Here is a 23,227-nt window from a genome sequence, read left to right as displayed (position 1 = left end):
TGCCCTCGGCGCCCCTGGCGATTATGAGCGCCTATCCGCAGAGTTCGACGGTCGCGCCCCGTGCCGACCCCGTCTCGGTGGCGCACGGTTCCGGTTGAGACACCCTGGTGTCCTGTCCGAGCCGGGCTGGAGAGGTGGCAGAGCGGTTGAATGCACCGCACTCGAAATGCGGCATGGGTGCAAGCCCATCGGGGGTTCGAATCCCCCCCTCTCCGCCAGTTACCCCCTAACTCACTGCAATAACAATATTTTTTGATATCGTGGGCTTGGTTCAGCGTTGCGGCATCTTCTATTTCCGCCGCCAAGATATTCAGCCAAAACCGAAGGGGTACGACATCAAGGGGTTAGACCCGTGATCATCCGTCTTAAATGACATCGGACCCTAGGAATGGACCATTGAAGTGCATCATGGTCAACGCATGGGCCGAGACCTTCTACAACCTGCAGACTTGGCGGCCAGTGAACAGCTTGTGATAACTGGAAACCAGTTGAAAACCTCGAAGCGGACGTTCCGTAGGCGACCCAGGCCGGACTAAGGGATAGGCGCTTGGCCTTCCTCAAAGCGGTCGTCCGCTACTTGCCTATAGAAAGCTCGGATCATCGGCCGCGGCGAGCCTCTGACACGGGATACCTACCGGGCGACGAGCAGCGGCAGCCAGGCCGCCAGCGCCAGAAGGGTGACCAGCAGCACTGGCGGGGTGATGACCAGGCCAACCTTCATGTACTGGCCCCAGGTGATCCTCTGGCCCTTGCTGTCGAGGACGTGGAGCCAGAGCAGGGTAGCGAGGCTGCCGATCGGCGTGAACTTCGGGCCGAGGTCGCAGCCGATGACGTTGGCGTAGACCATCAACTCGCGGGTCAGCGGAGAAAGGTCCGGGGCCTGCTGGATCGAGAGCGCCCCAACCAGCACGCTTGGCATGTTGTTCATGACGGACGACAGGATCGCGGCGGCGAAGCCGGTGCCGACGGTAGCGACCCACGGGCCGTACCCGGCGAGCCAAGTCAGACCCTTCGCCAGCTCGTCGGTCAGGCCGGCATTCCGGAGGCCGTAGACCACCAAGTACATACCCAGGCTGAACAGGACGATCTGCCAGGGGGCGCCGGTCAGCACCTTGCGGATCGGGATGATCCCGCCCCGGTTGGCGAGCAAAAGCAGCACCGCTGCGCCGGCGCAGGTCACGGCCGACACCGGCACCCCGAACGGCGCGGTGACGAAGTAGGCGAGCAGGAGCACGCCGAGCAGAGGGACTGCTACCCGGAACACCAGCGGGTCGCGGATCGCCTCGGCCGGACGTTCGAGGGCAGCGACAGAGTAGGCCGCCGGCACGTCGCGCCGGAAGTAGGCCCACAGCACCAGCAAGGTCGCCGCTAGGGAGACTAGGTTTACTGGCACCATCACAGCCGCATACCGGCCGAACGTGACGTCGAAGAAGTTGGCGGAGACGATGTTGACGAGGTTGGAGATCACCAGCGGCAGAGAGGTGCTGTCCGCGACGAACCCGCAGGCGATTATGAACGCCAGAGCCGCTGCCGGCTTGAAGTCCAGCCGGATCAGGATCGCCAGAACAATCGGGGTCAGCAGCAGCGCGGCGCCGTCGTTGGCGAACACCGCCGCGATGGCCGCGCCCAGCAGGATCACCAGCGGAAACAGCCGCCGGCCCCGGCCGCCCCCCCAGCGGGCGATATGCAGGGCGGCCCAATGGAAGAACCCGGCCTCATCAAGCAGCAGCGAGATGATGATGAGCGCGACGAACGTGAACGTGGCGTCCCAGACGATATGCCAGACCACCGGAATATCGCCCGGGTGGATCACCCCAGTAGCGAGCGCCACGCCCGCGCCGGCTAGGGCGCTCCACCCGATCCCGAGGCCCTTGGGCTGCCAGATGACGAACACGAGGGTGACAAGGAAGATGGCGAGCGCGAGCATCCAGGCGTTTTCTACTTATTGGTTGAGGTGAGGCTTAGGCGGTGGCGACGCGGCGGCCGTGCTCAACCACGACTCGCTCGCCATCTTCCTTGACGAACTCGCCCTGCTGCACCGGCAGAAGATCGAGCACGGATTCGGACGGCCGGCACAGGCGCACGCCCTTGGGCGAGACGACCAGCGGGCGGTTGATGAGGATCGGGTGCGCCTCGATGGCGTCCAGGAGTTGCGCATCGGTCACCGCCGGGTCGCCCAAGCCTAGCTCAGCGAACGGCGTTCCCTTCTCGCGCAGCACGTCGCGGACGCCCAGGCCGGCACGGGCGAGGAGCTGCACCAGCAGCGCCCGGCTCGGTGGGGTCTTCAGGTACTCGACCAAATGCGGTTCGAGGCCGGCGTTGCGGATCATCGCCAGGGTGTTGCGGGACGTGCCGCACTCGGGGTTGTGGTAGATCACAACGTCGAAAGGCTCAGGCACAGGCAGTCTCTCCGTTTGGGGGACAGCAATTGGCCAGTGCGGCCATCGCCGGGGCACAGACTTCCGGGTGACCCTGGCAGCAGTCGCGCATGAGGAAGGCAATCAGGTCGGACAGCACCGGGTAGACGGCGCTGTAGATGATCGAGCGGCCCTCGCGCCGCGAGGCGACCAGCCCGGCGTGGCTCAGTTCCTTGAGGTGATGGGACACGGTGGCAGCGGAAACGCCGACCGCGTCGGCCAGTACGCCCGAGGCCATGCCGTCCGGCCCGGCGGTCACCAGCGACCGCACCAGACGTAAGCGGTGTTCCTGCGCGAGAGCCGCGAACGCTGCGAGAGCTTGCGGTTCGTCCATTCTTGATACAATCTTCAAATTACCGTTTGATAGTACAAGAAAGCTGATCCTTGGACAAGCCCGCCCAGCCCTTCACCGATGGCCTGCCGAACCTGAGCATGGCGCACTTCGTGGTGCCGACCCACGAGAGCGTGCAGGCGGCAGCGCCGTTCACACACGCGCCCCGGTTCCTGATCCTCTACGGCTCCCTGCGCGAGCGCTCGTTCAGCCGTTTCCTGGCCTACGAGACGGCCCGCCTGCTGGAGGCGATGGGCGGCGAGGTGCAGATCTACGACGCGCACGGCCTGCCGCTGCCGGACGACAGCACCGCCGCCCACCCGAAGGTGCAGGAACTGCGGAAGTTGTCGATCTGGTCCGAGGGGCAGGTCTGGGTCAGCCCCGAGCGGCACGGCAACATGACCGGCGTGATGAAGAGCCAGGTCGACTGGCTGCCCCTGTCAGAGGGCTCCGTCCGGCCGACCCAGGGACGAACCCTTGCCGTGATGCAGGTCTCGGGCGGCTCGCAGAGCTTCAACGCGGTGAATAGCCTACGCCTGCTCGGCCGCTGGATGCGGATGATCACCATCCCAAACCAGTCGTCGGTGCCGATGGCCTACAAAGAGTTCGACGACGCCGGTCGGATGAAGCCGGGCCCACTCTACGAGCGCGTCGTGGACGTGTGCGAGGAGCTGATGAAGTTCACGCTCCTGACCCGCGAGCGGGCCGACTACCTGGTCAACCGCTACAGCGAGCGGAAGAAGCGCGAGCCGGAGCGGCTGGGCGCGGTAGCCGCTGACATCGGCTTCGTGAAGCGCTGAGAGAGGACATGGCGAACCGGCTAGTGAGGTCCGCTTCCATGCGCTTACTGTCCAGAAGCGGCTCAGCTGCAATCCACCCGACTGAGACGTTCGTGACGGCGCCGTTGGCAACTGGATTTGGCCGAAAGCAGACTACCTGCTTCGAGGAGAATAACTCAAAAAATCGAAAGAACTCCGCGGCCATGGCGTGCCTCAGTGAACCTCGCGTCGCTACGCGAAGTTCGCATGGATTGATGCACGATTCACATCAATCAATCCAATTTTGGCGTTTGACCGAATACATCTCTCCATTCACGCTCGTCCGAGCAATGGCCGCATCGGGGGAGTCCCTGAAAGAATGGCCAGGCGCGAAATGCGCGATATCGTGGAGAGAAACAGGCGATGATCCAGTGGAGGAACACGCTCAAGGGAGCTCTGCAGGGCGGCGAGCAGCAGATCGGTCTCTGGTGCAGCTTGGCCAACACCATCTCCACTGAGGTGGTCGCGGGGGCGGGCTTCGATTGGCTGCTCCTCGACATGGAGCATTCGCCGAACGACCTGCGGGATGTCTACAGCCAGCTTCAGGTCATGACCGGCGAGAGCACCCAGCCCATGGTGCGGGTGCCGAGCGCCGACCCGATCGTCATCAAGCGAATCCTCGACGCGGGCGCCCAGTCGCTCCTGATCCCGAACATCGACGATGCCGAGCAGGCCCGCATCGCCGTGGCGGCCACCCGCTACGCACCGCGCGGCGTGCGCGGTTTCTCTCAATCGCCCCGGGCCGCCCGGTTCGGGCGTATCCCGGATTACCACGCGACGTGTGAGGCTGAACTCCTCGTGGCCGTTCAGGTCGAGTCGCGCCACGCGCTCGACAATCTCGAGCAGATCGCAGCGGTGGACGGCGTCGACTGCGTCTTCATCGGGCCCGGCGACCTCTCGATGAGCCTCGGCTATCTCGGCCAGCAGAATCACCCCGAGATCGTCCGCATCATCGAAGAAACGATTCAGCGCATCGTGCGCACGGGCAAAATCGCCGGCATCCTGACCGCCAACGAGGATCTGGCCCGGCGTTACATCGCGGCGGGCACGCGCCTCACGGCGATCGGCTCGGATGCAGGTCTCCTGGCCCGCGCCTCGGAGGCCCTGGCGGCCCGGTTCAAGGATGACGCCTGACCCGTCGCAACGAAGAGGACGACGCGCATGAAGATCGGATTTATCGGGCTCGGCATCATGGGCCGCCCCATGGCGGCGAACCTGATGAAAGCTGGCCACGACCTCTTCCTGAAATCCGGATCGAAACCGGTGGCAGAGGATCTGGTCTCGGCCGGCGGCCGCGTCTGCGAGAGCGCCCGCGCCGTGGCCGAGCAGGCCGACGTGATCATCACGATGGTGCCGGACACGCCGCAGGTCGAGGCGGTGCTGTTCGGTCCCGCCGGTGTCGCGGAGGGCCTGAGCCCCGGCCAGCTGGTGATCGACATGAGTTCGATCTCGCCGATCGCCACCAAGGACCTCGCCCGGCGCATCAACGAACGCGGCTGCGACTACCTCGATGCGCCGGTCTCGGGCGGCGAGGTCGGGGCGAGGGCCGCTTCGCTCACCATCATGGTCGGCGGGCCCGAGGCCGCCTTCGCGCGGGCGATGCCGCTGTTCGAGGCAATGGGCAAGACCATCACCCTCGTCGGCGGGAACGGCGACGGCCAGACCACCAAGGTGGCCAACCAAATCATCGTCGCGCTGAACATCGAGGCCGTGGCCGAGGCGCTGGTCTTCGCCGCGAAGGCCGGAGCCGACCCGGCCCGCGTGCGCCAGGCCCTCATGGGGGGGTTCGCCGCGTCTCGCGTCCTCGAGGTGCACGGCGAACGCATGGTCAAGGGCACCTTCGACCCGGGCTTCCGGATCGAACTGCACCAGAAGGACCTGAACCTCGCGCTCCAGGGCGCCCGGACGCTCGGCGTGCCGCTGCCCAACACGGCGACCGCGCAGGAACTCTTCAACACCTGCGCGGCGCAGGGCGGCCAGGGGTGGGACCATTCCGCGATGGTCCGGGCCCTGGAGCTCATGGCGAACCGCACCCTGGCCGGCCCGCCCACGGTCGCCTGACCCCGCCGGGGACCTCAGTGTTCCAGCAGGATGCAATGGTCCGGGTCGGCCGACAGCGAGGCCGCCTGACCCTCCGACCAGGGTTGCATGCCGGTCTGGCGGACGACCAGTTCACGGCCGCCCCACTCCACATGAACCTGGGTGAGGTCGCCCAGGAAGATGGCCCGCTTCACCGTCACCGGCCACACGTTCGTGTCATGCGCCGGGGCCTGCGGCGTCAGCTTGAGATGGACCGTCCGGACGGAGAAGCTCGGCCGGTCGCCGACGGCGCGGCCGTGGGCCGATCCGTGGATGAGGTGGCCGCCCGGGGTCTCCAGGGTGATCGCGTCGCCCCGGGTCAGGTCCGGCCTGATCCGGCCCTGGATGAGGTTGGCTGAACCGACGAAGTCGGCGACGAACTCGGTGCGCGGATAGTTGTAGATCTCGGAGGGCGGGCCGCTCTGCTCGATCTGCCCGGCGCGCATCACGACGATCTTGTCGGACATCGCGAGCGCCTCCTCCAGGTCGTGCGTGACGTAGAGGGAGGTGACGCCGAGGCGGTGCTGGAGCTCGCGCAGCTCGATGCGCATGTCGCCCCGCAGCTTCGCGTCGAGGTTCGACAGTGGCTCGTCGAACAGCAGGACCGAGGGCGAGAAGGCGCAGGCCCGTGCCAGCGCCACCCGCTGCTGCTGCCCGCCCGAGAGCTGCGAGGCGTGGCGGTCGGCGTACGGCCCCATCTGGACGAGGTCGAGGGCGGCGCCCACCCGCTCGCGGATCTCGGCCGCCCCCTTCTTGCGCACGCGCAGGCCGTACGCGACGTTCTCGAAGACCGTCATGTGCGGCCAGATCGCGTAGGACTGGAACACCATCGACAGCCCCCGTGCCTCGGCGGGAACGTCGATGCCGCGCGCGCCGTCGTAGACGGTGCGGCCGCCGATGCGGATCGCGCCCGCGCTCGGCTTCTCCAGCCCCGCGACCGCGCGTAGCGTCGTCGTCTTGCCGCAGCCCGAGGGCCCGAGCAGCGTGAGCTGCTGGCCGGCAGCGACCGTGAAGCTGACCGGACCGACCGCAGCCACCGCGCCGTAGCGGATGACAAGGTCCTCGACCTCGATGTGCTGTCCCGGGTTCATGCTAGGCTCCGATCCGTCCGTAGCGGCGGGTGAGGGCGAGGAAGACGAGCATCGCGACCCCGACGAAGGCAGTCTGGATCAGCGCCATCGCCGCGGTGAGTTCACTCGAGGAGGAGAAGAACGCCTCCACGATGGCGGGGGTCAGCACCTTCGAATCGGGCCCCATCAGCAGGATCGAGGCGCCGAGCTCCCGCACGCTCGCCACGAAGATGAGCAGCCAGGCGGCGAACAGGCCGGGCTTCAGGAGCGGCATGGTGATGGTGCGCAGCCGCTGGCCCCAGCTCGCACCGCACACCTCGCCACATTCCTCCAGGCTCTTGTCGAGCTGGACCAGCACGCCGCTGATCGCCCGCACGCCGAGCGGCAGGAACACGGTGAGATAGGCGATCAGCAGGATCCAGATCGTGCCGTAGACCGGTATCGGGAAGACCAGCCATGCCCACATCATGCCGAAGGCGAAGACCAGCCGTGGCACCGCCTGCGGAAACATGACGATGTATTCGAGCATGCCCCGCCCCGCGAGGCGGGAGCGCTGGATCAGCCATGCGAGCAGCCCGGTCACGACGACACCGATCGTCGCGGTCAGCACGCCGAGGAACAGGCTGTTCCAGATCGCCTGCCGCACGGCGTTGAGCGAGAGCGCGGTGCGGTAATGCTCCAGGGTGAAGTTGTCGGCCGAGGGCAGCGCCACCGCGAGCCGCTGGACCGAAGCGTAGCCCAGCGTTGCGATCGGCAGGACGACCGAGAGGACGACATACGCGATGCACAGCGCGAACAGCGCCCAGCGCAGGCCCCCGACATCCATCGGGCGCGGCCGGAAGGCCTTGCCGGTCACGGTCACGTAGCTGCGGCCGCGGGTGACGCGCCGGTAGGCATAGAGCATCGCGAACATCACGACGAACAGCGACACGCCCATGGCGGCGGCGAGCGGCAGCTTCGGGGGGTATTGGGAGACGAGCTGATAGATCGCCGTGGTGATCACGTAGAAGCGGTTCGGCGTCCCGAGCACCAGCGCCGCCGCGAACGACCCGAGCATCTCGGCGAAGACGAAGAGCGCGGCCCCGAGCACGCCGGGGGCGACGAGCGGCAGGGTCACCTTCAGCATGGTGCGCAGCCGGCTCCCGCCGAGGATCTGGCTCGCCTCCTCCAGCGACGGATCCATCGACTTCATCACGGCGCTGATCATCACGAAGGCGACGGAGCCCTCGAACAGCGCCATCACCCAGGCGATCCCGACGGGCCCCGTGATGTCGACGATCGCCCCACCGCCGCCCAGCGCACGCCAGATCTGGTTGATGAAGCCGCTCTCGGGCGCGCCGAGGAAGTTCCAGGCCAGCGCACCGAGCAGCGGCGTGACGTAATAGGGCACCGCCATCAGCTGCTCCAGCGTGCCGCGGAACGGCACGTTGGTGCGCGTCAGGATCCAGGCGAACAGGAAGCCGAACACCATCGCCATCGCCGTCGCGGCGAAGGCGACGACGAGGGTGTTGAGCATCACCTCCCAGTAGTTCGGAAGCAGCGCGTAATTGTCGAGGCCGTAGGCGGTCGGCGGCCGCACGTTCGGGTCGCCGACGTCCAGGGAGGCCTGGATCAGGTAGTAGATCGGGTAGAGCACACACAGCGCGGCGGTGATCGCCACGGCATAGCCGACGACCTTCTGCGTCGGGAAATGCCGGCGGTGCGCGACCATCGGCAGGGGAGGGGCGTCCGTAAGCGCGGTCATGGCCGGCGGCTCACAGGCCCATCATCCCGTTCCATTCCTTGACGAAGGCGGAATGGGACTGGGCAAGCTTCTCGATGTCGGGAAACAGGAGCTTGTACTGGCGCAGGTTGGCCCCGCCGGGCATCGGCGGCGCGTCCCTGCGCAGGGAGGGATAATAGTAGAACGGGTTGTTCTGGTAGACGGCCTGCCCGCGCGGCGACATGAGCCAATCCAGGAACAGGCGGGCGGCTTGCGGGTGCGGCGCCTTGGTGGCGAGGCCGGTGGCGAGCGTCGCGGTCGGCGCCCCATCCTCCGGCACCACAAACCGCACCGGAGCGCCCTTGTCCTTGGCGAGTTGGTAGCCGGCCCATTCGGCCATGCCGCAAATCTTGTCGTCGCCCTTCGCGAGTCGGTCGAAGATCTGGGCGCGGGAATCGAAGCCGCGCGGGCGCTGCTTGGCGAAGTCCTTCCAGAAGCCGTCGCCGTAGAGCCGCCGCAGCTCGTACCATTGCACGAACTGCGATCCGCTCGTCACCTGCTTGGTGCTGATCGTGCCGCGCCACTTCGGGTCGAGCAGATCCTTCCAGTTCTTGGGCGCCTCGGCCTCGGGCACACGGTCGGTGTTGTAGGCGATACCGATGGGCAGCACGCCGGAATGGAAGAAGTAGCCGGGCGGATTGTCGAGCGCGGTCTCAGGATAGGCCTTCGCCTGCGGCGAGACGTAGAGCTCGAAGCCGTCTTTCTTGCGGAAGTCCATGGCGGTCGGGACTTCCGAAAACTGGATGACGTCGGCAGCGAACCGGCCGGCCGAGCGTTCGGCCAGGAGCTTGCTGTAAAGGGCACCGGTCTGGGCGCGCAGGTAGTTGCCCTTGATCTTCGGGAAATCGGTCGAGAAGGCCTTCATCAACGCCGCCGCCGCAGGATCGCTGTCGTGCGTGTAGAAGAGGATCTCACCCTCCTTCTCGGCGGCCGCGACGTCGGCGCCCGTCTCGAAGCCGTGGACCGTGGTGGTCGCTTGGCCCTGCGCCCAGGCCTGCCGCAGGAGCGCGGGCGCGAGCGGGAGGGCGAGGCCGCCCGCGAGCAGGCCGCGCCGGGACGGCCCGCCCTTCGTCAATTCCGTCATCATGTCCTCCCGTATCGTTGTTGTTTGGACGCCGCCTCCGGTCTTCGCCGGAGTTCGGCCCTTTGGGGTCCGTGCGGCGCGCGGCCTCGCCGACGGCCGACGGGCTCTATGCGGCCGTGCGCCGCCCGGCGGTTTCCGGCACCGGCGTCAGCGGTTCCTTCCCGGCGAACCACGCGACGAGGTTGTCGACGACGAGGCGGGCCATCGCGTCCCGGGTGTGATGCGAGGCGGACCCGATATGGGGGAGCAGCACCGCATTGGCGCAGGCGAGCAAGGCCTCGGGCACCTGCGGCTCGTGCGCGAACACGTCGAGCCCGGCGCCCGCGATGGTGCCGTCGGCGAGCGCCCCGGCCAGGGCCGCCTCGTCGATGATCGAGCCCCGGCCGACATTCACCACGATGCCGTTCGGACCCAGGGCTTCCAGCACCGCACGCCCGACCAGGCCGTCGGTCGCGGCCCCGCCGGGCGCCGCGATGACCAGCGTGTCGACCGCTCCGGCGAGGTCGAGCACATCCGCGTAATAAGGGTAGTCGACCTCGGGCTGGTTGCGGCGGCCGCAATAGCTGACGGGCAGGCCGAACGCCTCGACCCGGCGGGCGATGGCCTTGCCGATCCGGCCGAGCCCAAGGATGCCGACGGAACGCCCGCGCAGGCTCGCCGTGGGGGGAAAGGCGTCCGCGAGCCAAGCGCCGCTCCGCAGGAAGCGCTCGGCCTCGCCCGTCCGGCGCACGGTCGAGAGCAGGAGGGCGAGGGCGATGTCGGCGACGTCGTCGGTGAGGACATCGGGCGTGTGGGTGACGACGATGCCGCGCCGGGCCGCCTCGGCGGCGTCGATGTGGTCGTAGCCGACGCCGAAGCTCGCGACGATCTCGAGATGGGGCAGACGGTCGAAGAAGCGCGCGTCGATCGGGTCATGGCCGCCGCCGGCCGCGATGGCCCGGATCGCCGCCGCCTCGCTTCCGGCCAGCCCGGAATAATCCGTGTCGTTCGGGATCCGGACGGGCGTGAAATGCTGGGAAATCCCCGCATCGATCAGTGGCTTGGAGATGCCGTAATGCAGCACATGAGGCGCCGGCGAATGCATGGCGATAACTCCCCTCCCGGCCTATCCACTTGACGTGAGCGGATATTTGCTTAGATGACCAAGCCAACATTGTTGCTCGATCATGTCCAGTTCAAATCTTGCATCAACTGTTGCGCTTCGAGCATCAATCGCCGAAGACAGAACCCGGATTGCAACCTGGCACTGTCCTGTTCTTTCGCAGCGATCAGTGCAGGCTGCCGAACCCTGCCACGTCCCGCGTCCAGGCCAGCGCCTGTTCGCTGAGGCTGATGCCGAGACCGGGGCGGGTCGGCACGAGCATCCGCCCATCCTGCAATTCCAGGCGCTCGTTGAACAGCGGCTCCAGCCAATCGAAATGCTCCACCCACGGCTCCCGCTGCATCGCGGCGGCGAGGTGGATGTGCAACTCCATCGAGAAGTGCGGGGCGATGGTCATGCCGGCGAATTCGGCGAGCGTCGCGACCTTCAGGTAGGGGGTGATACCGCCGACGCGGGGGGCGTCCGGCATCAGGAAGTCGGCGCCGTTCTGGCGGATGAAGTCCCAGTGCTCGGACACGCTCGTCAGCATCTCACCGGTGGCGATCGGCGTGTCGAGGGCGGCGGCCAGCGCCGCGTGACCGGCGGCGTCGTAGCAATCCAGCGGTTCCTCGATCCAGATCAGGTTGAACCGCTCGAAGATGCGGCCCATCCGCATCGCGGTCGGCCGGTCCCATTGCTGATTGGCGTCGACCATCAGCGGGAAGGTGTCGCCGAGATGTTCGCGAACGCGGGACACGCGCTCGATGTCGAGGGCCCAGTCCGGCTGGCCGACCTTCAGCTTGATGCCGCCGATGCCCTTCTCGCGGGAGCGGTCGGTGTTCACCAGAAGCTCCTCCAGGGGCGTGTGCAGGAAGCCGCCGGAGGTGTTGTAGCAGCGCACCGAGTCGCGCTGCGCCCCGAGGAGCTTGGCGAGCGACAGGCCGGCGCGCTTCGCCTTCAGGTCCCAGAGCGCCACGTCGAAGGCGCCGATCGCCTGTACGGCGAGGCCGCTGCGCCCCACCGAAGCGCCCGCCCAGGCGAGCTTGTCCCAGGCCTTGGCGATGTCGCTCGGGTCCTCCCCGAGGAGCGCCGGGGCGATCTCGCAGGCATGGGCGAACTGCCCCGGCCCGCCGGCCCGCTTCGAGTAGCTGATCCCGAGGCCGCGATGCCCGCCCTCGGTCTCGACCTCGCAGAACAGGATCGCGATTTCCGTCATCGGCTTCTGCCGGCCGGTCAGCACCTTGGCGTCGCTGATCGGGGTCTTGAGCGGCAGGTAGACCGAGCGCAGGCGGATGCCGGAAACGGTGTCCTCGGCCATGGTGTCCTCCTTAGGAGTGGGGTTCGAGGCACTCAGGCCCGGGCGGTGCCGACGTCGCGCGAGAGGACCGGCCCTGCATCCACCGCGCGCCCGTCGCCGCGGATCTCGAGGCGGTTCAGCGGCCCGACGATGTCGAGGCCCGTCTCGTCGCTCACGGAGCAACGGCAGCCTTCGTTCAACGGAATGGGTGGCAAAGGACTGTTTTCGTGTCCAACGTCATTTTTGGATCGATTGTTGCGCAATTGGCATCAATGCAATGAAGCAACTTGGATTTCATGGATCTGAGCTGCTGGCGAACGTCTGGAATGCGCGGTAGCGAGCCAAGATTTGTTGGTCAATTTTGGATACAAAGCAGTCAACTGACCATTGTCAAAAATATTAAACTAGATAAATACAAATATCAATTAACGTACATTCTGCGAGACGTCATCGAATATTTCCGGAATGACTAAGACCGGAACTATCAGTATTTCTAAAGATGGGCGGATGAGGTCATCGCAGCCGGGTCCACGATCCGGTCATACTCGTCCTCGGTCATGTAGCCCAGGGCGACCGCCGCAGCGCGTGGGGTCAGCCCCTCGGCCATGGCCTTGCGGGTGATGGCGGCGACGCGGTCGTAGCCGAGCGTGGGATTGAGCGCCGTCGCGAGCAGCAGCGCGTTCGCCACGTTCTCGGCAAGCTGAGCCCGGTCGACGTCGAGGTCCCGCACCAGCTTCTCGGCGAAGACGTGCGCGGCGTCCGCCAGAAGCCGGATCGACTGCAGCAGGTTGTGGATCAGGACAGGCTTGGCAACGTTCAATTCGAACGTCCCGGACGCACCGGCCGCCGTGATCGTCGCGTGGTTGCCGACGACCTGAAAGGCGGCCTGGATCAGGGCCTCGGCGATGGTCGGGTTGCGCTTGCCGGGCATGATCGAGGACGACAGCCCGTCGTCGGGGATCGCCAACTCGCCAAGGCCGCAGCGCGGCCCCGAGCCGAGCAGGCGGATGTCGTTGGCGATCTTGATGAGGGACACCGCCAGCACGTTGAGCGAGCCCGAGACCTCGACGAGAGCATCGTGCGCACCCATCCCCTCGAACTTGCTCGGATTGGGCGAGACCGGCAGCCCGGTGAGGTCCGCGACCTCCTCGCAGAAGGCCGCGTCGAACCCGGCCGGGGCGTTGAGGCCCGAGCCCACGGCGGTCCCACCCTGGGCGAGTTGATATAGCCGCGGTACCGTGGCCTCGATCCGCTCGACTCCATGGCCGACCTGGCGCGCGAAGGCGTCGAAGGTCTGTCCCATCGTCATGGGCACGGCATCCATGAGATGCGTCCGGCCGATCTTCACGACGTCCTTGAACCCGTCTGCCTTGGCGGCGAGGGTGTCACGCAGCAGCCCCAGCGCCGGCAGCAGCCGGTCGCGCAGTTCCAGCCCGGCACTGAGGTGCATCACGGTCGGGAAGCTGTCGTTCGAGGATTGCGAGCGGTTCACGTGGTCGTTGGGGTGGACCGGCCGGCGCGTGCCCAAGGGCTGCCCCAGGATCTCGTTGGCCCGGTTGGCGATGACCTCGTTCGCGTTCATGTTGGTCTGGGTGCCCGAGCCGGTCTGCCAGACCGGCAGCGGGAAGTGCCCGTCGAAGCGTCCGTCCCAGACCTCCCGGGCCGCCGCCTCGATGGCCCTGGCGACGGGCTCGTCGAGGGTCCCGAGACGGCGGTTGGCACGGGCCGCCGCCAGCTTCTGGAGGCCGAAGGCGCGCACGAGGCAGGTTGGGAAGCGCTCCTCGCCGATCTTGAAGATACCGAGGGCGCGCTGCGTCTGGGCCCCCCAGTAGCGGTCGGCCTGGATCTCGACGGGACCGAACGCGTCGTGTTCGGTCCGAACGTTCGCAGGCTCGGTCATCGGCGTTGTCCTCGTCTGGATCCTGGCATCCCTAACGCCATCGCCTCGCATCGGGGCGATGGTGGCGGGTCACGCCGCCGCTGCGCGCTCCGCACGCAGGCGGGCCATCGCGTCATGGGCCATGCTGGCATCGAACTCCCCGGCGAGCTTGGCGGTCACCACGGTGGCGACGCTGTTGCCGATGACGTTCGTCGTGGCGATGGCGATGGACATGAAGCGGTAGACGCCGAACAGGATCGGCAGGCCCTCCAGCGGCAGCACGCCGGTCGCCGCCACCGTTGCGGCGAAGACCACGAAGCTGCCGCCCGACACCGTCGCCGCGCCCTTCGAGGTCAGCAGCATGATCGCTAGGATGCCGAGCTGCTGACCGAGGTCGAGGGGCACGTGGTAGGCGTTGGCCAGGAAGATCACGCCCATCGCCATGTAGATGGAGGTGCCGTCGAGGTTGAACGCGTAGCCGGTGGGCAGGACGAGGCCGACCGACTGGCGCGAGCAGCCGTAGGTCGGCAGCTTCTCGAGGAGGCGGGGCAGCACGCTTTCCGAGGAGGCGGTGCCCAGCACGATGTAGATCTCCTCGCGGATGAAGTTCAGGAACTGGAACAGGTTGATCTTGAAGATAGCCGAGATCGTCCCGAGCACCACGACGATGAAGATAGCGACCACCGCGTAGAAGCTCAGGATCAGGTAGAGCAGCGACAGGAGCACGTTGGTGCCGCTGGATCCGACCGCGAAGGCCACGGCTCCGAACGTCCCGATGGGCGCCGTCAGCATGATGAGGTGGATGAACTGAAAGAAGGCGTCCGAGATCTTGTTCAGGCCCGCCTCGATGGGCGCGCGCTTCTCGGCCGGGAGGTGGAGCAGCGCCGCCCCGAAGATCAGGGCGATAACCAGCACCTGCAGGAGTTCTCCCTTGGCGAAGGCGCCGATGAAGTTGTCGGGGAAGACGTTCAGGATGAAGTCGAGCGTCGAGTGCGGGGCGGCGGCGCCGGTGGGCGCCTTGCCCTGGGCGAGGTTGGCGCGGGTCGCGTCCGCCATGCCCTGGCCGACCCCGAGCAGGTTGCCCGCGAGGAGGCCGACACCGAGCGCGAGGGTCGAGACGATCTCGAAGTAGAGCATCGCGATCAGGCCGACCTTGCCCACCCGCTTGAAGTCACCCGCCGACGTCACACCGACGACGACGCACAGGAAGACCAGCGGGGCGACGGCGGTCTTGATCAGCCGCAGGAAGATGTCGCCGAGGATCTTCAGCGGGACGGCGACCTCGGGAACGAGAAAGCCGGTGGCGGCGCCGAGCACCATCGCGACGACGATCTGGAAGCCGAGATTGGTCCAGAGCGACTTTTTGTTCTTCACGGGGACCGAAGACGTCGAACTGGGGACGACGTGCGGGTCGGTGCTGGCGGTGGGCATGGCTTCCTCCGGGCAGGTTCGGGCGGCTGCGCACTCTCGTTGTCGTCGGGCGGGCGGTCCCGACGGTTCGGTGCGGTCAGCGGGTGGGGCTGGATCTCGGTGGGGAAACGGACGTGGCTCAAGCGCCGCGGGGGACCGAGGCCAGGACGCGGTCGACCATCTCGGGGGCGGCCCCGAGGTAGTGGGCCGGATCGGTCAGGCGTTCGATGGCGGCGCGGTCGAAGTGCGCCGTGACCTCGGGCACCTGCGCCAACGCCTCGGCCAGGGTGCCGCCCTTCTCGTTGACGACACGGCAGGCGGCGTAGACGAGGTCGTGGGCCTGCTGACGGCCGGTATGGGGGGCGAGCGCCATCATCACAGCCTCGGCGACGATCAGGCCACGGCTGATCCCGAGATTGTCGCGCATCCGCGCTTCATCGACGATCAGGCCGCCCAGAGCGAACTTCGCTTGGTGCAGGGCGCCGGCGGTGAGCACGAAGCTCTCCGGCAGGGCCATCCACTCGGCATGCCAGGGGCCGGTGGCCCGCTCGAAGTCCTGCACCATCGCGTCGAGCATCAGCCCGGCATGCTGGCGAACGCCTTTGGAGGCGGCGAGCATGAGCTCCGAGGAGATCGGGTTGCGCTTCTGCGGCATGGTCGAGGAGGCGCCGCGCCCGGTGACGAAGGGCTCATAGACCTCCGCGAACTCGGTCGAGGCCATGATCATGATGTCGAGCGCGATCTTGCCGAGCGAGCCGGTGATCAGCGCCAGCAGGTTGAGCGTCTCCGCGAACCCGTCGCGGGCCACGTGCCAGGTCGAGGCAGGCTGGCCGAGACCCAGCTCGCGGCAGAACGCCTCCTGCACCGCCAGACCGTCCTCGCCAAGCGAGGCCAGCGTACCCGCCGCACCGGCGAACTCACCGACCAGCACGCGGGGCTTCAGCTGCCCCAGGCGCTCGGCATGACGGTCGAACATCGCGAGCCAGATCGCCGTCTTGTAGCCGAAGGTGACGGGCAGCGCCTGCTGGAGGTGGGTGCGCCCGGCCATCGGCGTGTCGCGGTAGCGCCGCGACAGGTCCGCCAGGATCTTGCGGAGTTCAGCGATGTCGGCTTCCACGATCTCCAGCCCGGCCCGGATCTGGAGGGCGTTGGCCGTGTCCATGATGTCCTGGGTGGTGGCGCCCCAGTGGACGTAGCGGCCGGCCTCGCCGCACTGGTGCACGAGCTGGTGCACGAGCGGTAGGATCGGGTAGCCGACGTTGTCCGTCTCCCGGCGCAGCAGGTCGAAATCGAGGGCGTCGAAGTCACATTGGGCGGCGATGACCTCGGCGGCCTCGGCCGGGATGACGCCGCAGGCCGCCTCGGCTTTCGCCAGGGCGATCTCGGCCTCGATGTAGCGTTGGATTAGGGCATGGTCGGAGAACACCGCACGCATGGCGGGTGTGCCGAAGGCGTCGCGGAACAAGAGGGAGTCGAGGGCGGTGGTGGCGGTTGGGGGGATTTGGCGGCCCACAGTTTCCTCCTGGCGAACGCGCCCGCATCTTTTGTTCGGACATTAAGATTGGTACTCGATGTCCGGACATTATGTCAATCGGCATGGCATAAGGAGAGGACCGGCGGATGGGACGGTGCGATGGGTGAGACGCTTTGGGCGCAGGTGGCGCAGGACCTGACGGCGGGGATCAGCTCGGGGCGCTTCCCGGTCGGCTCACTGCTGCCGACGGAACTCGATCTCTGCGCGCATTACGGGACGAGCCGGCACACGGTGCGCACCGCCATTCGGCAGTTGCAGGAGCAGGGGCTGGTCTCACGAAACAAGAAGGCTGGGACGCGGGTCGAGGCCACCGCACCGACCAGCGGATACCGGCAGGCGTTGGCCTCCCTGGAGGACCTCGTCCAGTTTGGCGAGGCCTACGTCCGCGAGGTCCAGGCTACCGGCCCGGTGACGGCCGACGCCGAGCTCGCGGCAGAACTCGGGTGCGCACCGGGAACGCGATGGTTCCGGATCTCCAGCCTGCGCCTGGATGGCAGGCCGGGCAGCGCCCCGGTCGGCTGGACGGACGTGTACGTCGACCCGGCCTATGCCGATCTCGGCGAGATCGTCCGCGCGGCACCGCACCTTCTGGTCATCACCCTGATCGAACAACGGCACGGCCGAAGCTGCGTCGAGATCCGGCAGGACGTGGATGCCGTCGCCCTACCCCCCGCGCAGGCCGCGACGCTCGGCGCCCAACCCGGGAGCCCCGCGCTCCGAATCGTCCGGCACTACCTGGACCAGGCGGGCAAGGTCATGGAGATCTCATCGACCCTCCACCCGGCGGGCCGTTTTTCCATCTCGCAGCGCATGCGCCGGATGATCGACGCGAACGATGGAGAGCGGTCCGAGGCGACGTAGCCCGCACTGTGACGCCGATCTCAACCTGTTGGCTTGAAACCAATCTGCCAAAGTAGTGCTAGATGTTTGATCCCAGGGTTTGATGGGCCCCCCGAAACGTTGTTCGAAACACGAGCGCGGAGCGAGCAAAAGCCTTACATCTGCAACGGGATAGAGCATGCGGCGGTAAATCCCCCCTCTCCTTCGCCAATCACGCCCTCAGCACACCACCGCCTGTCCATCCCGGCGGGGATCGCTGGCCGCGACGTAGCCGTCCTCAGCCGGATCCCCCATCCGCCAGATGAACTGACCGGCCCCGAAATCCTGGTAGCTGTCGTTGATCACCTCGAGGTGGTGGCCGCGCTCCACGAGGGATTGGACCGTGGCGGCCGGCATCGTGGATTCGGTGTTCACGCTCAGCCCGTCGGCGACCCGCCAGCGCGGGGCGTCGCAGGCCGCCTGCGGGTTCTGGCCGTGGTCGATCATGCGCACCAGGGTCTGGACATGGCCCTGCGGCTGCATGTTGCCGCCCATCACTCCGAAGCTCATCACCGGGGTGCCCCCCTGCGTCAGGAAGCCGGGGATGATCGTGTGGAACGGCCGCTTGCCGGGGGCCACCACGTTCGGGCTCGCCGGGTCGAGGCTGAACCCGTGGCCGCGGTTCTGCATCGAGATGCCCCATTCGGGCACGACGATCCCGGAGCCGAAGCCCATGTAGTTCGACTGGATGAAGCTCACCATCATGCCCGAGGAATCGGCGGTGGTGAGGTAGATCGTGCCCCCGCGCACGGGGTTGCCCGCGCCGAAATCCTGCGCCTTCGTCCGGTCGATCAGCTTGGCGCGGGTGGCGAGATAGGCGGGGTCCAGCATCGCCTCCGGGCTGACGCCCATGCCGCTCGGGTCGGCGACGTAGCGGTAGGTGTCGGCGAAGGCGAGCTTCATCGCCTCGATCTGGATGTGCTGCGCGTCGGGTCCGTCGACGGGCAGGGACGCGAGGTCGAAATTCTCCAGGATGCCCAGGGCGATCTGCGCCGCGATGCCCTGTCCGTTCGGCGGGATCTCGTGAAGCGTGTAGCCCCGGTAATCCTTGGCCAGGGGCTCCACCCATTCCGGCGTGAAGGCGGCGAGGTCGGCCACCGTCATCGCGCCCCCATGCGCCGCCGCATGCCGGGCGATGGCCTGCGCGATCTCCCCCTCGTAGAAGGCCCGGCCCTTGGTCTCGGCGATGGCGCGCAGGGTCCGGGCGGCGTGGGGGATCGTCACCCGTTCCCCGACCTCCGGGGCCCGGCCACGGGGCAGGAAGGTCTCGGCGAAGCCCGGCTGGCCCGCCAGCGAGGGGAGGGCGGCGGCCGCCGCCCATTTCTGCTGCACGACGATGGGGGCGAGGTAGCCGCGCTCGGCGATCTCGATCGCGGGCTCCATCAGGTCGGCGAAGGGCAGGCGGCCGAACCGCTCGGAGAGCGCCGCCCAGGCCGCGACCGCGCCGGGCACGGTCACCGAATCCCAGCCGCGCATCGGGGGCGTGCGCGCCCCGCCGTGCTTGCGCGTGAAGTACTCGGGGGTCCAGGCCGCCGGGGCGGGCCCGGAGGCGTTCAGGCCGTGCAGGCGCTCGCCGTCCCACAGGATGCAGAAGGCGTCCGAGCCGAGGCCGTTGCTGCAGGGCTCGGTGAGCGTCTTGGCGGCGGCGGTGGCGATGGCCGCATCCACGGCGTTGCCCCCCTTCCAGATCATCCGCAGCCCCGCCTGGGCGGCGAGGGGGTGGGACGTCGCCACCACGTTGCGGCCGAAGATCGGCATGCGCACCGTGGGGTAGGCCTGGTTCCAGTTGAAGGCTGTCATGGTTGCGTCCTCATGGCCGCCTCGGCGCGCAGGCGCAGGGTGGCGCGGTCGATCTTGTTGGTCGAGGCGAGGGGCAGCGCCTCGACGAACCACACCCGGCGCGGGTGCTGGTAGGCCGGGGCGTGGGCGAGGGCGTGCGCCTTGATGCCCGCCTCGTCGAGGGTGGCGCCGGGCCGGCGGACGACGAAGGCGACGGGCTTCGTGCCCTTGATCGCGTCCTCCACCGGGACGACGCAGGATTGCAGCACGTCCGCGTGGCGTTCGAGGACGAGTTCGACCTCCCCGGGAAAGATGTTCTCGCCGCCGGAGACGAACATGTCGTCGGTGCGGCCCAGGAAATAATGGAAGCCCTCGGCGTCCCGGCGGAACACGTCCCCCGTGTCGTAGAAGCCGTCCGGAGTGATCGGAACGGGCACGTCCGGCCGGTTGTGGTAGCCGAGCATGATCGCGGGGCTGCGCATCTGGAGCACGCCGGCCCCGGGGGCATCGGGCCCGACGAGCCGGATCGCCACGTCGGGGCGGGGGGCGCCGACGGAGGCGATGGGCGTCGGCAGCCCGTCCGGATGGTCGCCGAACACGATCGGCCCGCCCTCGGTCGTGCCGTAGGCGTTGAGGATGCGGGCGTTCGGCAGCAGGGCGCGGATCTGGTGGGCCAGGGTGTCGTTGACCGGCGCCGAGCCCATCCGCACCGTCCGCACGCCCGTGAGGTCGCAGGAGGCGAGGAGGTCCTTCTCCCGCAGCATCATGGCGATCATCGGCGGCACGGCGGTGAGCCACGTGCACCGGTGGCGGTCGATGGCCGCGATGTAGCTGCGCGCCTCGAACTGGGGCAGCAGCACCATCGTGGCGCCGGCCGCGCAGACGAGCAGCGCCAGGGCCAGCGCGTTCATGTGGTAGAGCGGCGCCGCGACGAGCAGGCGTTCGCCGCGCAGGTCCGTCTCCGCCGCGCGGGTCCGCGCCACCCAGAGGTGGCTGGCATGGCTGAGGCGCACGCCCTTCGGCCGTCCGGTGGAGCCGGACGTGTACAGGAACAGGGCCGCCTCGTCGGGCTCGGGCGTGATCGGCACGAACGGGCCGGGATCGAGCCACGCCGAGAAGCCTTCCGGCCCCTCGCCGTCGAACGCGGCGAGGCCGACACCGGGTGCCAGCGGCGGCAGGGCCGCCCGGCGCGGGCCGTCGCAGAGCACGAGCCGCGCGCCGCAATCGGCCAGCACGGCGGCGACGGTCGCGGGCGGGAACTTGTGGTTCACCGGCACGGGCACCACCCCGGCCCGCATCGCGCCGAGGAGCGCCGCGAGGGTGTCCGGCCGGTTGGCGGAGAGGATCGCGATCCGCTCGCCCCGTGCGATCCCCCCGCGCAGGAGGCCCCGGGCGAAGGCGTCGGCGCGGGCGTCGAGGCCGGCGCGGGTCATCGTCTCGGGCTCCCCCGCCGGGGAGAACCCGACGAGCAGCGGCCTGTCCGGGGGGCCGGAGCGGTCCACGAGGTCGCCGAGATTCGTCGCCGCGCCCGTCATGAGGTCGCCTCGCACCGGAGGTGGAGGCCGAAGGCCGGCAGCGTCAGCGCGCCCGCCCTCTTCCCGCGCCGGGTCCATTCGGCCCCGGGGAGGGCGCGGGCGCGGGCCTCGATCCCGTCGAGGTCGGCGAAGCGCAGGGTCAGGGCGGCGAAGCGCCCGTGGGGGCCCGGCACCACATTGACGGAGGCGTCCCCGAGGCGGATGCGCCACCCGGCCTCGCCGGGCTCGGCCACCGCGCCGCAGGCGGCGGCGTAGAGGCGGGCCTCCGCCTCCGGGGTCGGGCTCTCGACGGTCACGCCGTCGAGCGCCGTGAAGCCGTTCGGATGGGCGAACCATTCGGGGCGCCAGACGAGGTCCGGCGTCAGGTGCTGGCAATGGTAGACGCGGCCCGCCGGGAACAGGCTCGCCGGCAGGCGCACGGTGCGGAACCGTGCTTCGGCCTCGCCCCCGTCCAGGGCGACGGGGCGGGAGAAGGCCACGGGCGATCCGACCTCGAACCCCGCCCCGGCGAGGCGGTCATGGGTCGTGTCCGCGTCGGCGCTCGCCACCACGAGGCCGTTCAGGCCGAATGGACTGTCCTTCAGCTCCTGCCGCTGCGGCCCGGTCTCGGGCAGGCCGACCAGTTCGAGATAGGCCCCCGGCACCATCATCAGGTGGTTGATCGAGCCGAGGGAATGGTGGCCGCGCGGCGTGAGCCGGAAGCCGAGGGCGGCGAACAGGTCCGCCGCCTCGTCCATCCGCCGCAGCACGTTGACCACGACGTGGTCGAGGCCGCCCGGTGCCGCGGCGCCGGTCATTTGGCCGGCGCGGTCATGTAGACGCCCCGGCCGCTCGCCAGCAGCCGGCCCTCGCCGTCGAGGATCTGTGCCTCGGCCACCGAGATCTGGCCGCCGAATTTCACCACCTTGCCCCGGCAGGTCAGGTCGCCCTGCATCGCGGCGCGGTGGTAATCGACCCGCAGGTCCACGGTCGGGACGCCCCGGCCGGTGCGGGAGACCAGCGCCCAGTCGGCGGTGAGGTCGACGAGCGTCGCCAGGATGCCGCCGTGGACGTAGCCGCGCTCGGCGTTGACGACCCATTCCGGCCGCCACGTCGCCTTCAGTTCGATCTCGCCCTCGCCGACGCTGACGACGGAGAGGCCGAGCCATTGGTGGAACGGGCCGCGCAGCAGCAGCGCCTCGACCTGTTCCTTGCTGAGGGGGGTATCGGACATCGTATCGGGGACCCTTCGTGGCCGGGAGCGGGATCAGGGGGTGACGACGATCTTGCCCATCACCTCGCGGTCGCGGATCATCCGCAGGCCCTCGGCGGCCTGTTCGAGGGGCAGGACCTTGTCGATGGTCGGCTTGAGGGTACCGGCCTGGATCATGTCCATCAGCGCCGACAGGTTGTCGTCGTAGAAGCTGTTCGAGCCGATCACCTTCAGCTCGAAGCTCCAGATGTAGCGGAGGTCTTCCTTCGGATCGTGCCCGGCGGTGGCGCCGCAGACGAGGAGCGTGCCGCCTCGCTTCAGGCACTTCAGCGAGGGCACCCAGGTGTCGCCGCCGGTGAAGTTGATCACCACGTCGACGCCGCCCTCGTAGGTCCGGCGCTGGGGCTTCCCGTATTGCTGGATCGCCCATTTCGAGAAGTCGGTCTCGCGGTAGTTCACCACGTGGTCGGCGCCGAGTTCCTTCAGCCGGGCCATCTTGTCCTCGCTGCCGGCGCAGGCGATCACCTCCGCGCCGAGCTGCTTGGCGAGCATCACGCAGCCGGTGCCGACGCCGCCGCTGGCGCCGAGGATCAGCACCGTGTCGCCGGCCTTCACCGTGTTGTGGGTGATCAGCATGCGGTGGGCCGTGCCGTAGGCCACCGGCAGGGAGGCGGCGTCCGCGTAGCTGACGTCCGGCGGCATCGCGATCAGCTGGCCGGTGGAGACGCGGCAATACTCGGCCATGCCGCCGTCGAGCATCTCGCCCATCAGGCCCTTGGCCTTGTTGAGCGGGTTGACCAGCACCCGGTCGCCGACCGTCCAGTCGGAGACACCCTCGCCGAGTTCGACGATCTGCCCGGCCATGTCGAGGCCGATCACCACCGGCATCGGCACCTTGATGCCGGGCATGCCCTTCACCGTGAACACGTCGTGATAGTTGAACGAAGAGGCACCGACGCGGATCAGCACCTCCCCCGGACCCGGCACGGGCTTCGGATAGTCGCTCGTGACCTTGAGCGCATCGATGTCGCCGTGCGCGTCGAGGACGAGGGCCTTCATCGTCTCAGTCATCGTGGGGTG

At 68.1% G+C, this 23,227-nt stretch carries 21 protein-coding genes and 1 tRNA gene; 5 read left to right on the top strand and 17 right to left on the bottom strand.

Annotated elements, in window-relative coordinates; all coding sequences use genetic code 11:
* The first annotated feature begins 128 nt into the window (after window positions 1–128).
* Window positions 129–218: transfer RNA gene (locus AAHF99_RS18400), tRNA-Ser, on the top strand.
* A 413-nt stretch (window positions 219–631) separates the two neighbouring features.
* On the opposite strand, the gene AAHF99_RS18395 is transcribed toward AAHF99_RS18400, so the two are convergent.
* Genes AAHF99_RS18395 through AAHF99_RS18385 form a run of 3 tightly spaced genes read right to left on the bottom strand, consistent with a single transcriptional unit; the run spans window position 632 to window position 2,751 of the window.
* Window positions 632–1,927 carry an arsenic transporter gene (locus tag AAHF99_RS18395; protein ID WP_342165948.1) on the bottom strand — a complete coding sequence of 432 codons (1,296 nt, stop codon included), beginning with the start codon at window positions 1,925–1,927 and terminating at the stop codon, window positions 632–634.
* A 34-nt stretch (window positions 1,928–1,961) separates the two neighbouring features.
* Window positions 1,962–2,399 (bottom strand): arsenate reductase (glutaredoxin), encoded by a 438-nt coding sequence (gene arsC / locus AAHF99_RS18390; protein ID WP_342165947.1) that lies wholly within the window; start codon window positions 2,397–2,399, stop codon window positions 1,962–1,964.
* Window positions 2,392–2,751 (bottom strand): ArsR/SmtB family transcription factor, encoded by a 360-nt coding sequence (locus tag AAHF99_RS18385; protein WP_342165946.1) that lies wholly within the window; start codon window positions 2,749–2,751, stop codon window positions 2,392–2,394. Before AAHF99_RS18385 ends, arsC begins: the two co-directional genes overlap by 8 nt.
* A 50-nt stretch (window positions 2,752–2,801) precedes the next feature.
* Here AAHF99_RS18385 and arsH point away from each other — a divergent pair, with 50 nt between their 5' ends.
* The 3 genes from arsH (at window position 2,802) to glxR (ending at window position 5,627) form a co-directional block, all read left to right on the top strand.
* Complete coding sequence (gene arsH / locus AAHF99_RS18380) at window positions 2,802–3,548, top strand: arsenical resistance protein ArsH (protein ID WP_342165945.1); 747 nt, start codon at window positions 2,802–2,804, stop codon at window positions 3,546–3,548.
* 381 nt (window positions 3,549–3,929) lie between these two features.
* On the top strand, window positions 3,930–4,700 hold the full coding sequence (locus AAHF99_RS18375) for an HpcH/HpaI aldolase family protein (RefSeq protein WP_342165944.1): 771 nt from the start codon (window positions 3,930–3,932) through the stop codon (window positions 4,698–4,700).
* Between the two features lie 27 nt (window positions 4,701–4,727).
* Window positions 4,728–5,627: a 2-hydroxy-3-oxopropionate reductase gene (glxR, locus tag AAHF99_RS18370; protein WP_342165943.1), complete on the top strand. Its 900-nt coding sequence runs from the start codon at window positions 4,728–4,730 to the stop codon at window positions 5,625–5,627.
* A 14-nt stretch (window positions 5,628–5,641) separates the two neighbouring features.
* On the opposite strand, the gene AAHF99_RS18365 is transcribed toward glxR, so the two are convergent.
* The 9 genes from AAHF99_RS18365 to AAHF99_RS18325 all read right to left on the bottom strand — a co-directional run bounded on the left by AAHF99_RS18365 (window position 5,642) and on the right by AAHF99_RS18325 (window position 16,663).
* Window positions 5,642–6,736 (bottom strand): ABC transporter ATP-binding protein, encoded by a 1,095-nt coding sequence (locus tag AAHF99_RS18365; protein ID WP_342165942.1) that lies wholly within the window; start codon window positions 6,734–6,736, stop codon window positions 5,642–5,644.
* Window position 6,737: 1 nt separating this feature from the next.
* Window positions 6,738–8,459 (bottom strand): ABC transporter permease, encoded by a 1,722-nt coding sequence (locus AAHF99_RS18360; RefSeq protein ID WP_342165941.1) that lies wholly within the window; start codon window positions 8,457–8,459, stop codon window positions 6,738–6,740.
* A gap of 10 nt (window positions 8,460–8,469) precedes the next feature.
* Window positions 8,470–9,561 (bottom strand): ABC transporter substrate-binding protein, encoded by a 1,092-nt coding sequence (locus tag AAHF99_RS18355; RefSeq protein WP_342165940.1) that lies wholly within the window; start codon window positions 9,559–9,561, stop codon window positions 8,470–8,472.
* Window positions 9,562–9,667: 106 nt separating this feature from the next.
* Window positions 9,668–10,645, bottom strand: coding sequence for a 2-hydroxyacid dehydrogenase (locus AAHF99_RS18350; protein ID WP_342165939.1), 978 nt, complete (start codon window positions 10,643–10,645; stop codon window positions 9,668–9,670).
* A 184-nt stretch (window positions 10,646–10,829) separates the two neighbouring features.
* Window positions 10,830–11,960, bottom strand: a complete 1,131-nt coding sequence (locus AAHF99_RS18345; RefSeq protein WP_342165938.1) for an L-talarate/galactarate dehydratase — start codon at window positions 11,958–11,960, stop codon at window positions 10,830–10,832.
* A 32-nt stretch (window positions 11,961–11,992) separates the two neighbouring features.
* Window positions 11,993–12,115: a hypothetical protein gene (locus AAHF99_RS18340; RefSeq protein WP_342165937.1), complete on the bottom strand. Its 123-nt coding sequence runs from the start codon at window positions 12,113–12,115 to the stop codon at window positions 11,993–11,995.
* 317 nt (window positions 12,116–12,432) lie between these two features.
* Window positions 12,433–13,839 carry a class II fumarate hydratase gene (locus tag AAHF99_RS18335; protein ID WP_342165936.1) on the bottom strand — a complete coding sequence of 469 codons (1,407 nt, stop codon included), beginning with the start codon at window positions 13,837–13,839 and terminating at the stop codon, window positions 12,433–12,435.
* 69 nt (window positions 13,840–13,908) lie between these two features.
* Window positions 13,909–15,249 (bottom strand): cation:dicarboxylate symporter family transporter, encoded by a 1,341-nt coding sequence (locus tag AAHF99_RS18330; protein ID WP_342165935.1) that lies wholly within the window; start codon window positions 15,247–15,249, stop codon window positions 13,909–13,911.
* A gap of 118 nt (window positions 15,250–15,367) precedes the next feature.
* Entirely contained in the window at window positions 15,368–16,663 is a 1,296-nt protein-coding gene (locus AAHF99_RS18325; RefSeq protein ID WP_412759915.1) for a class-II fumarase/aspartase family protein, read from the bottom strand.
* Window positions 16,664–16,861: 198 nt separating this feature from the next.
* Between AAHF99_RS18325 and AAHF99_RS18320 the strand changes: the two genes are divergently transcribed.
* Window positions 16,862–17,623 (top strand): GntR family transcriptional regulator, encoded by a 762-nt coding sequence (locus AAHF99_RS18320; protein ID WP_342165934.1) that lies wholly within the window; start codon window positions 16,862–16,864, stop codon window positions 17,621–17,623.
* A gap of 198 nt (window positions 17,624–17,821) precedes the next feature.
* Here AAHF99_RS18320 and AAHF99_RS18315 read toward each other — a convergent pair whose 3' ends face one another.
* From AAHF99_RS18315 to AAHF99_RS18295, 5 genes are read right to left on the bottom strand one after another with little or no spacing between them, the layout of a single operon-like run.
* A complete protein-coding gene (locus AAHF99_RS18315; protein ID WP_342165933.1) occupies window positions 17,822–19,441 on the bottom strand; it encodes a gamma-glutamyltransferase family protein in 1,620 nt (539 codons plus the stop codon).
* Window positions 19,438–20,955 carry a class I adenylate-forming enzyme family protein gene (locus AAHF99_RS18310; RefSeq protein WP_342165932.1) on the bottom strand — a complete coding sequence of 506 codons (1,518 nt, stop codon included), beginning with the start codon at window positions 20,953–20,955 and terminating at the stop codon, window positions 19,438–19,440. The genes AAHF99_RS18315 and AAHF99_RS18310 overlap by 4 nt, the downstream gene beginning before the upstream one ends.
* Window positions 20,952–21,752, bottom strand: a complete 801-nt coding sequence (locus AAHF99_RS18305) for a VOC family protein (protein ID WP_342165931.1) — start codon at window positions 21,750–21,752, stop codon at window positions 20,952–20,954. The genes AAHF99_RS18310 and AAHF99_RS18305 overlap by 4 nt, the downstream gene beginning before the upstream one ends.
* Window positions 21,749–22,168, bottom strand: a complete 420-nt coding sequence (locus AAHF99_RS18300) for a PaaI family thioesterase (RefSeq protein ID WP_243956516.1) — start codon at window positions 22,166–22,168, stop codon at window positions 21,749–21,751. Before AAHF99_RS18300 ends, AAHF99_RS18305 begins: the two co-directional genes overlap by 4 nt.
* Before the next feature lie 33 nt (window positions 22,169–22,201).
* A complete protein-coding gene (locus AAHF99_RS18295; RefSeq protein ID WP_243956517.1) occupies window positions 22,202–23,218 on the bottom strand; it encodes an SDR family NAD(P)-dependent oxidoreductase in 1,017 nt (338 codons plus the stop codon).
* Window positions 23,219–23,227 lie beyond the last annotated feature (9 nt).

Source organism: Methylobacterium litchii (genome assembly GCF_038442315.1).
Lineage (GTDB): Bacteria > Pseudomonadota > Alphaproteobacteria > Rhizobiales > Beijerinckiaceae > Methylobacterium > Methylobacterium litchii.
This window is presented reverse-complemented; position numbering and strand designations above follow the sequence as displayed.

Excerpts from the sequence above, each read along its gene's own strand:
- AAHF99_RS18395 (WP_342165948.1), bottom strand. The coding sequence starts at position 1,927 with ATGCTCGCGCTCGCCATCTTCCTTGTCACCCTCGTGTTCGTCATCTGG.
- AAHF99_RS18385 (WP_342165946.1), bottom strand. The coding sequence starts at position 2,751 with ATGGACGAACCGCAAGCTCTCGCAGCGTTCGCGGCTCTCGCGCAGGAA.
- AAHF99_RS18375 (WP_342165944.1), top strand. The coding sequence starts at position 3,930 with ATGATCCAGTGGAGGAACACGCTCAAGGGAGCTCTGCAGGGCGGCGAG.
- glxR (WP_342165943.1), top strand. The coding sequence starts at position 4,728 with ATGAAGATCGGATTTATCGGGCTCGGCATCATGGGCCGCCCCATGGCG.
- AAHF99_RS18365 (WP_342165942.1), bottom strand. The coding sequence starts at position 6,736 with ATGAACCCGGGACAGCACATCGAGGTCGAGGACCTTGTCATCCGCTAC.
- AAHF99_RS18360 (WP_342165941.1), bottom strand. The coding sequence starts at position 8,459 with ATGACCGCGCTTACGGACGCCCCTCCCCTGCCGATGGTCGCGCACCGC.
- AAHF99_RS18355 (WP_342165940.1), bottom strand. The coding sequence starts at position 9,561 with ATGACGGAATTGACGAAGGGCGGGCCGTCCCGGCGCGGCCTGCTCGCG.
- AAHF99_RS18350 (WP_342165939.1), bottom strand. The coding sequence starts at position 10,645 with ATGCATTCGCCGGCGCCTCATGTGCTGCATTACGGCATCTCCAAGCCA.
- AAHF99_RS18345 (WP_342165938.1), bottom strand. The coding sequence starts at position 11,960 with ATGGCCGAGGACACCGTTTCCGGCATCCGCCTGCGCTCGGTCTACCTG.
- AAHF99_RS18335 (WP_342165936.1), bottom strand. The coding sequence starts at position 13,839 with ATGACCGAGCCTGCGAACGTTCGGACCGAACACGACGCGTTCGGTCCC.
- AAHF99_RS18330 (WP_342165935.1), bottom strand. The coding sequence starts at position 15,249 with ATGCCCACCGCCAGCACCGACCCGCACGTCGTCCCCAGTTCGACGTCT.
- AAHF99_RS18325 (WP_412759915.1), bottom strand. The coding sequence starts at position 16,663 with ATGCGTGCGGTGTTCTCCGACCATGCCCTAATCCAACGCTACATCGAG.
- AAHF99_RS18320 (WP_342165934.1), top strand. The coding sequence starts at position 16,862 with ATGGGTGAGACGCTTTGGGCGCAGGTGGCGCAGGACCTGACGGCGGGG.
- AAHF99_RS18315 (WP_342165933.1), bottom strand. The coding sequence starts at position 19,441 with ATGACAGCCTTCAACTGGAACCAGGCCTACCCCACGGTGCGCATGCCG.
- AAHF99_RS18310 (WP_342165932.1), bottom strand. The coding sequence starts at position 20,955 with ATGACGGGCGCGGCGACGAATCTCGGCGACCTCGTGGACCGCTCCGGC.
- AAHF99_RS18305 (WP_342165931.1), bottom strand. The coding sequence starts at position 21,752 with ATGACCGGCGCCGCGGCACCGGGCGGCCTCGACCACGTCGTGGTCAAC.
- AAHF99_RS18300 (WP_243956516.1), bottom strand. The coding sequence starts at position 22,168 with ATGTCCGATACCCCCCTCAGCAAGGAACAGGTCGAGGCGCTGCTGCTG.
- AAHF99_RS18295 (WP_243956517.1), bottom strand. The coding sequence starts at position 23,218 with ATGACTGAGACGATGAAGGCCCTCGTCCTCGACGCGCACGGCGACATC.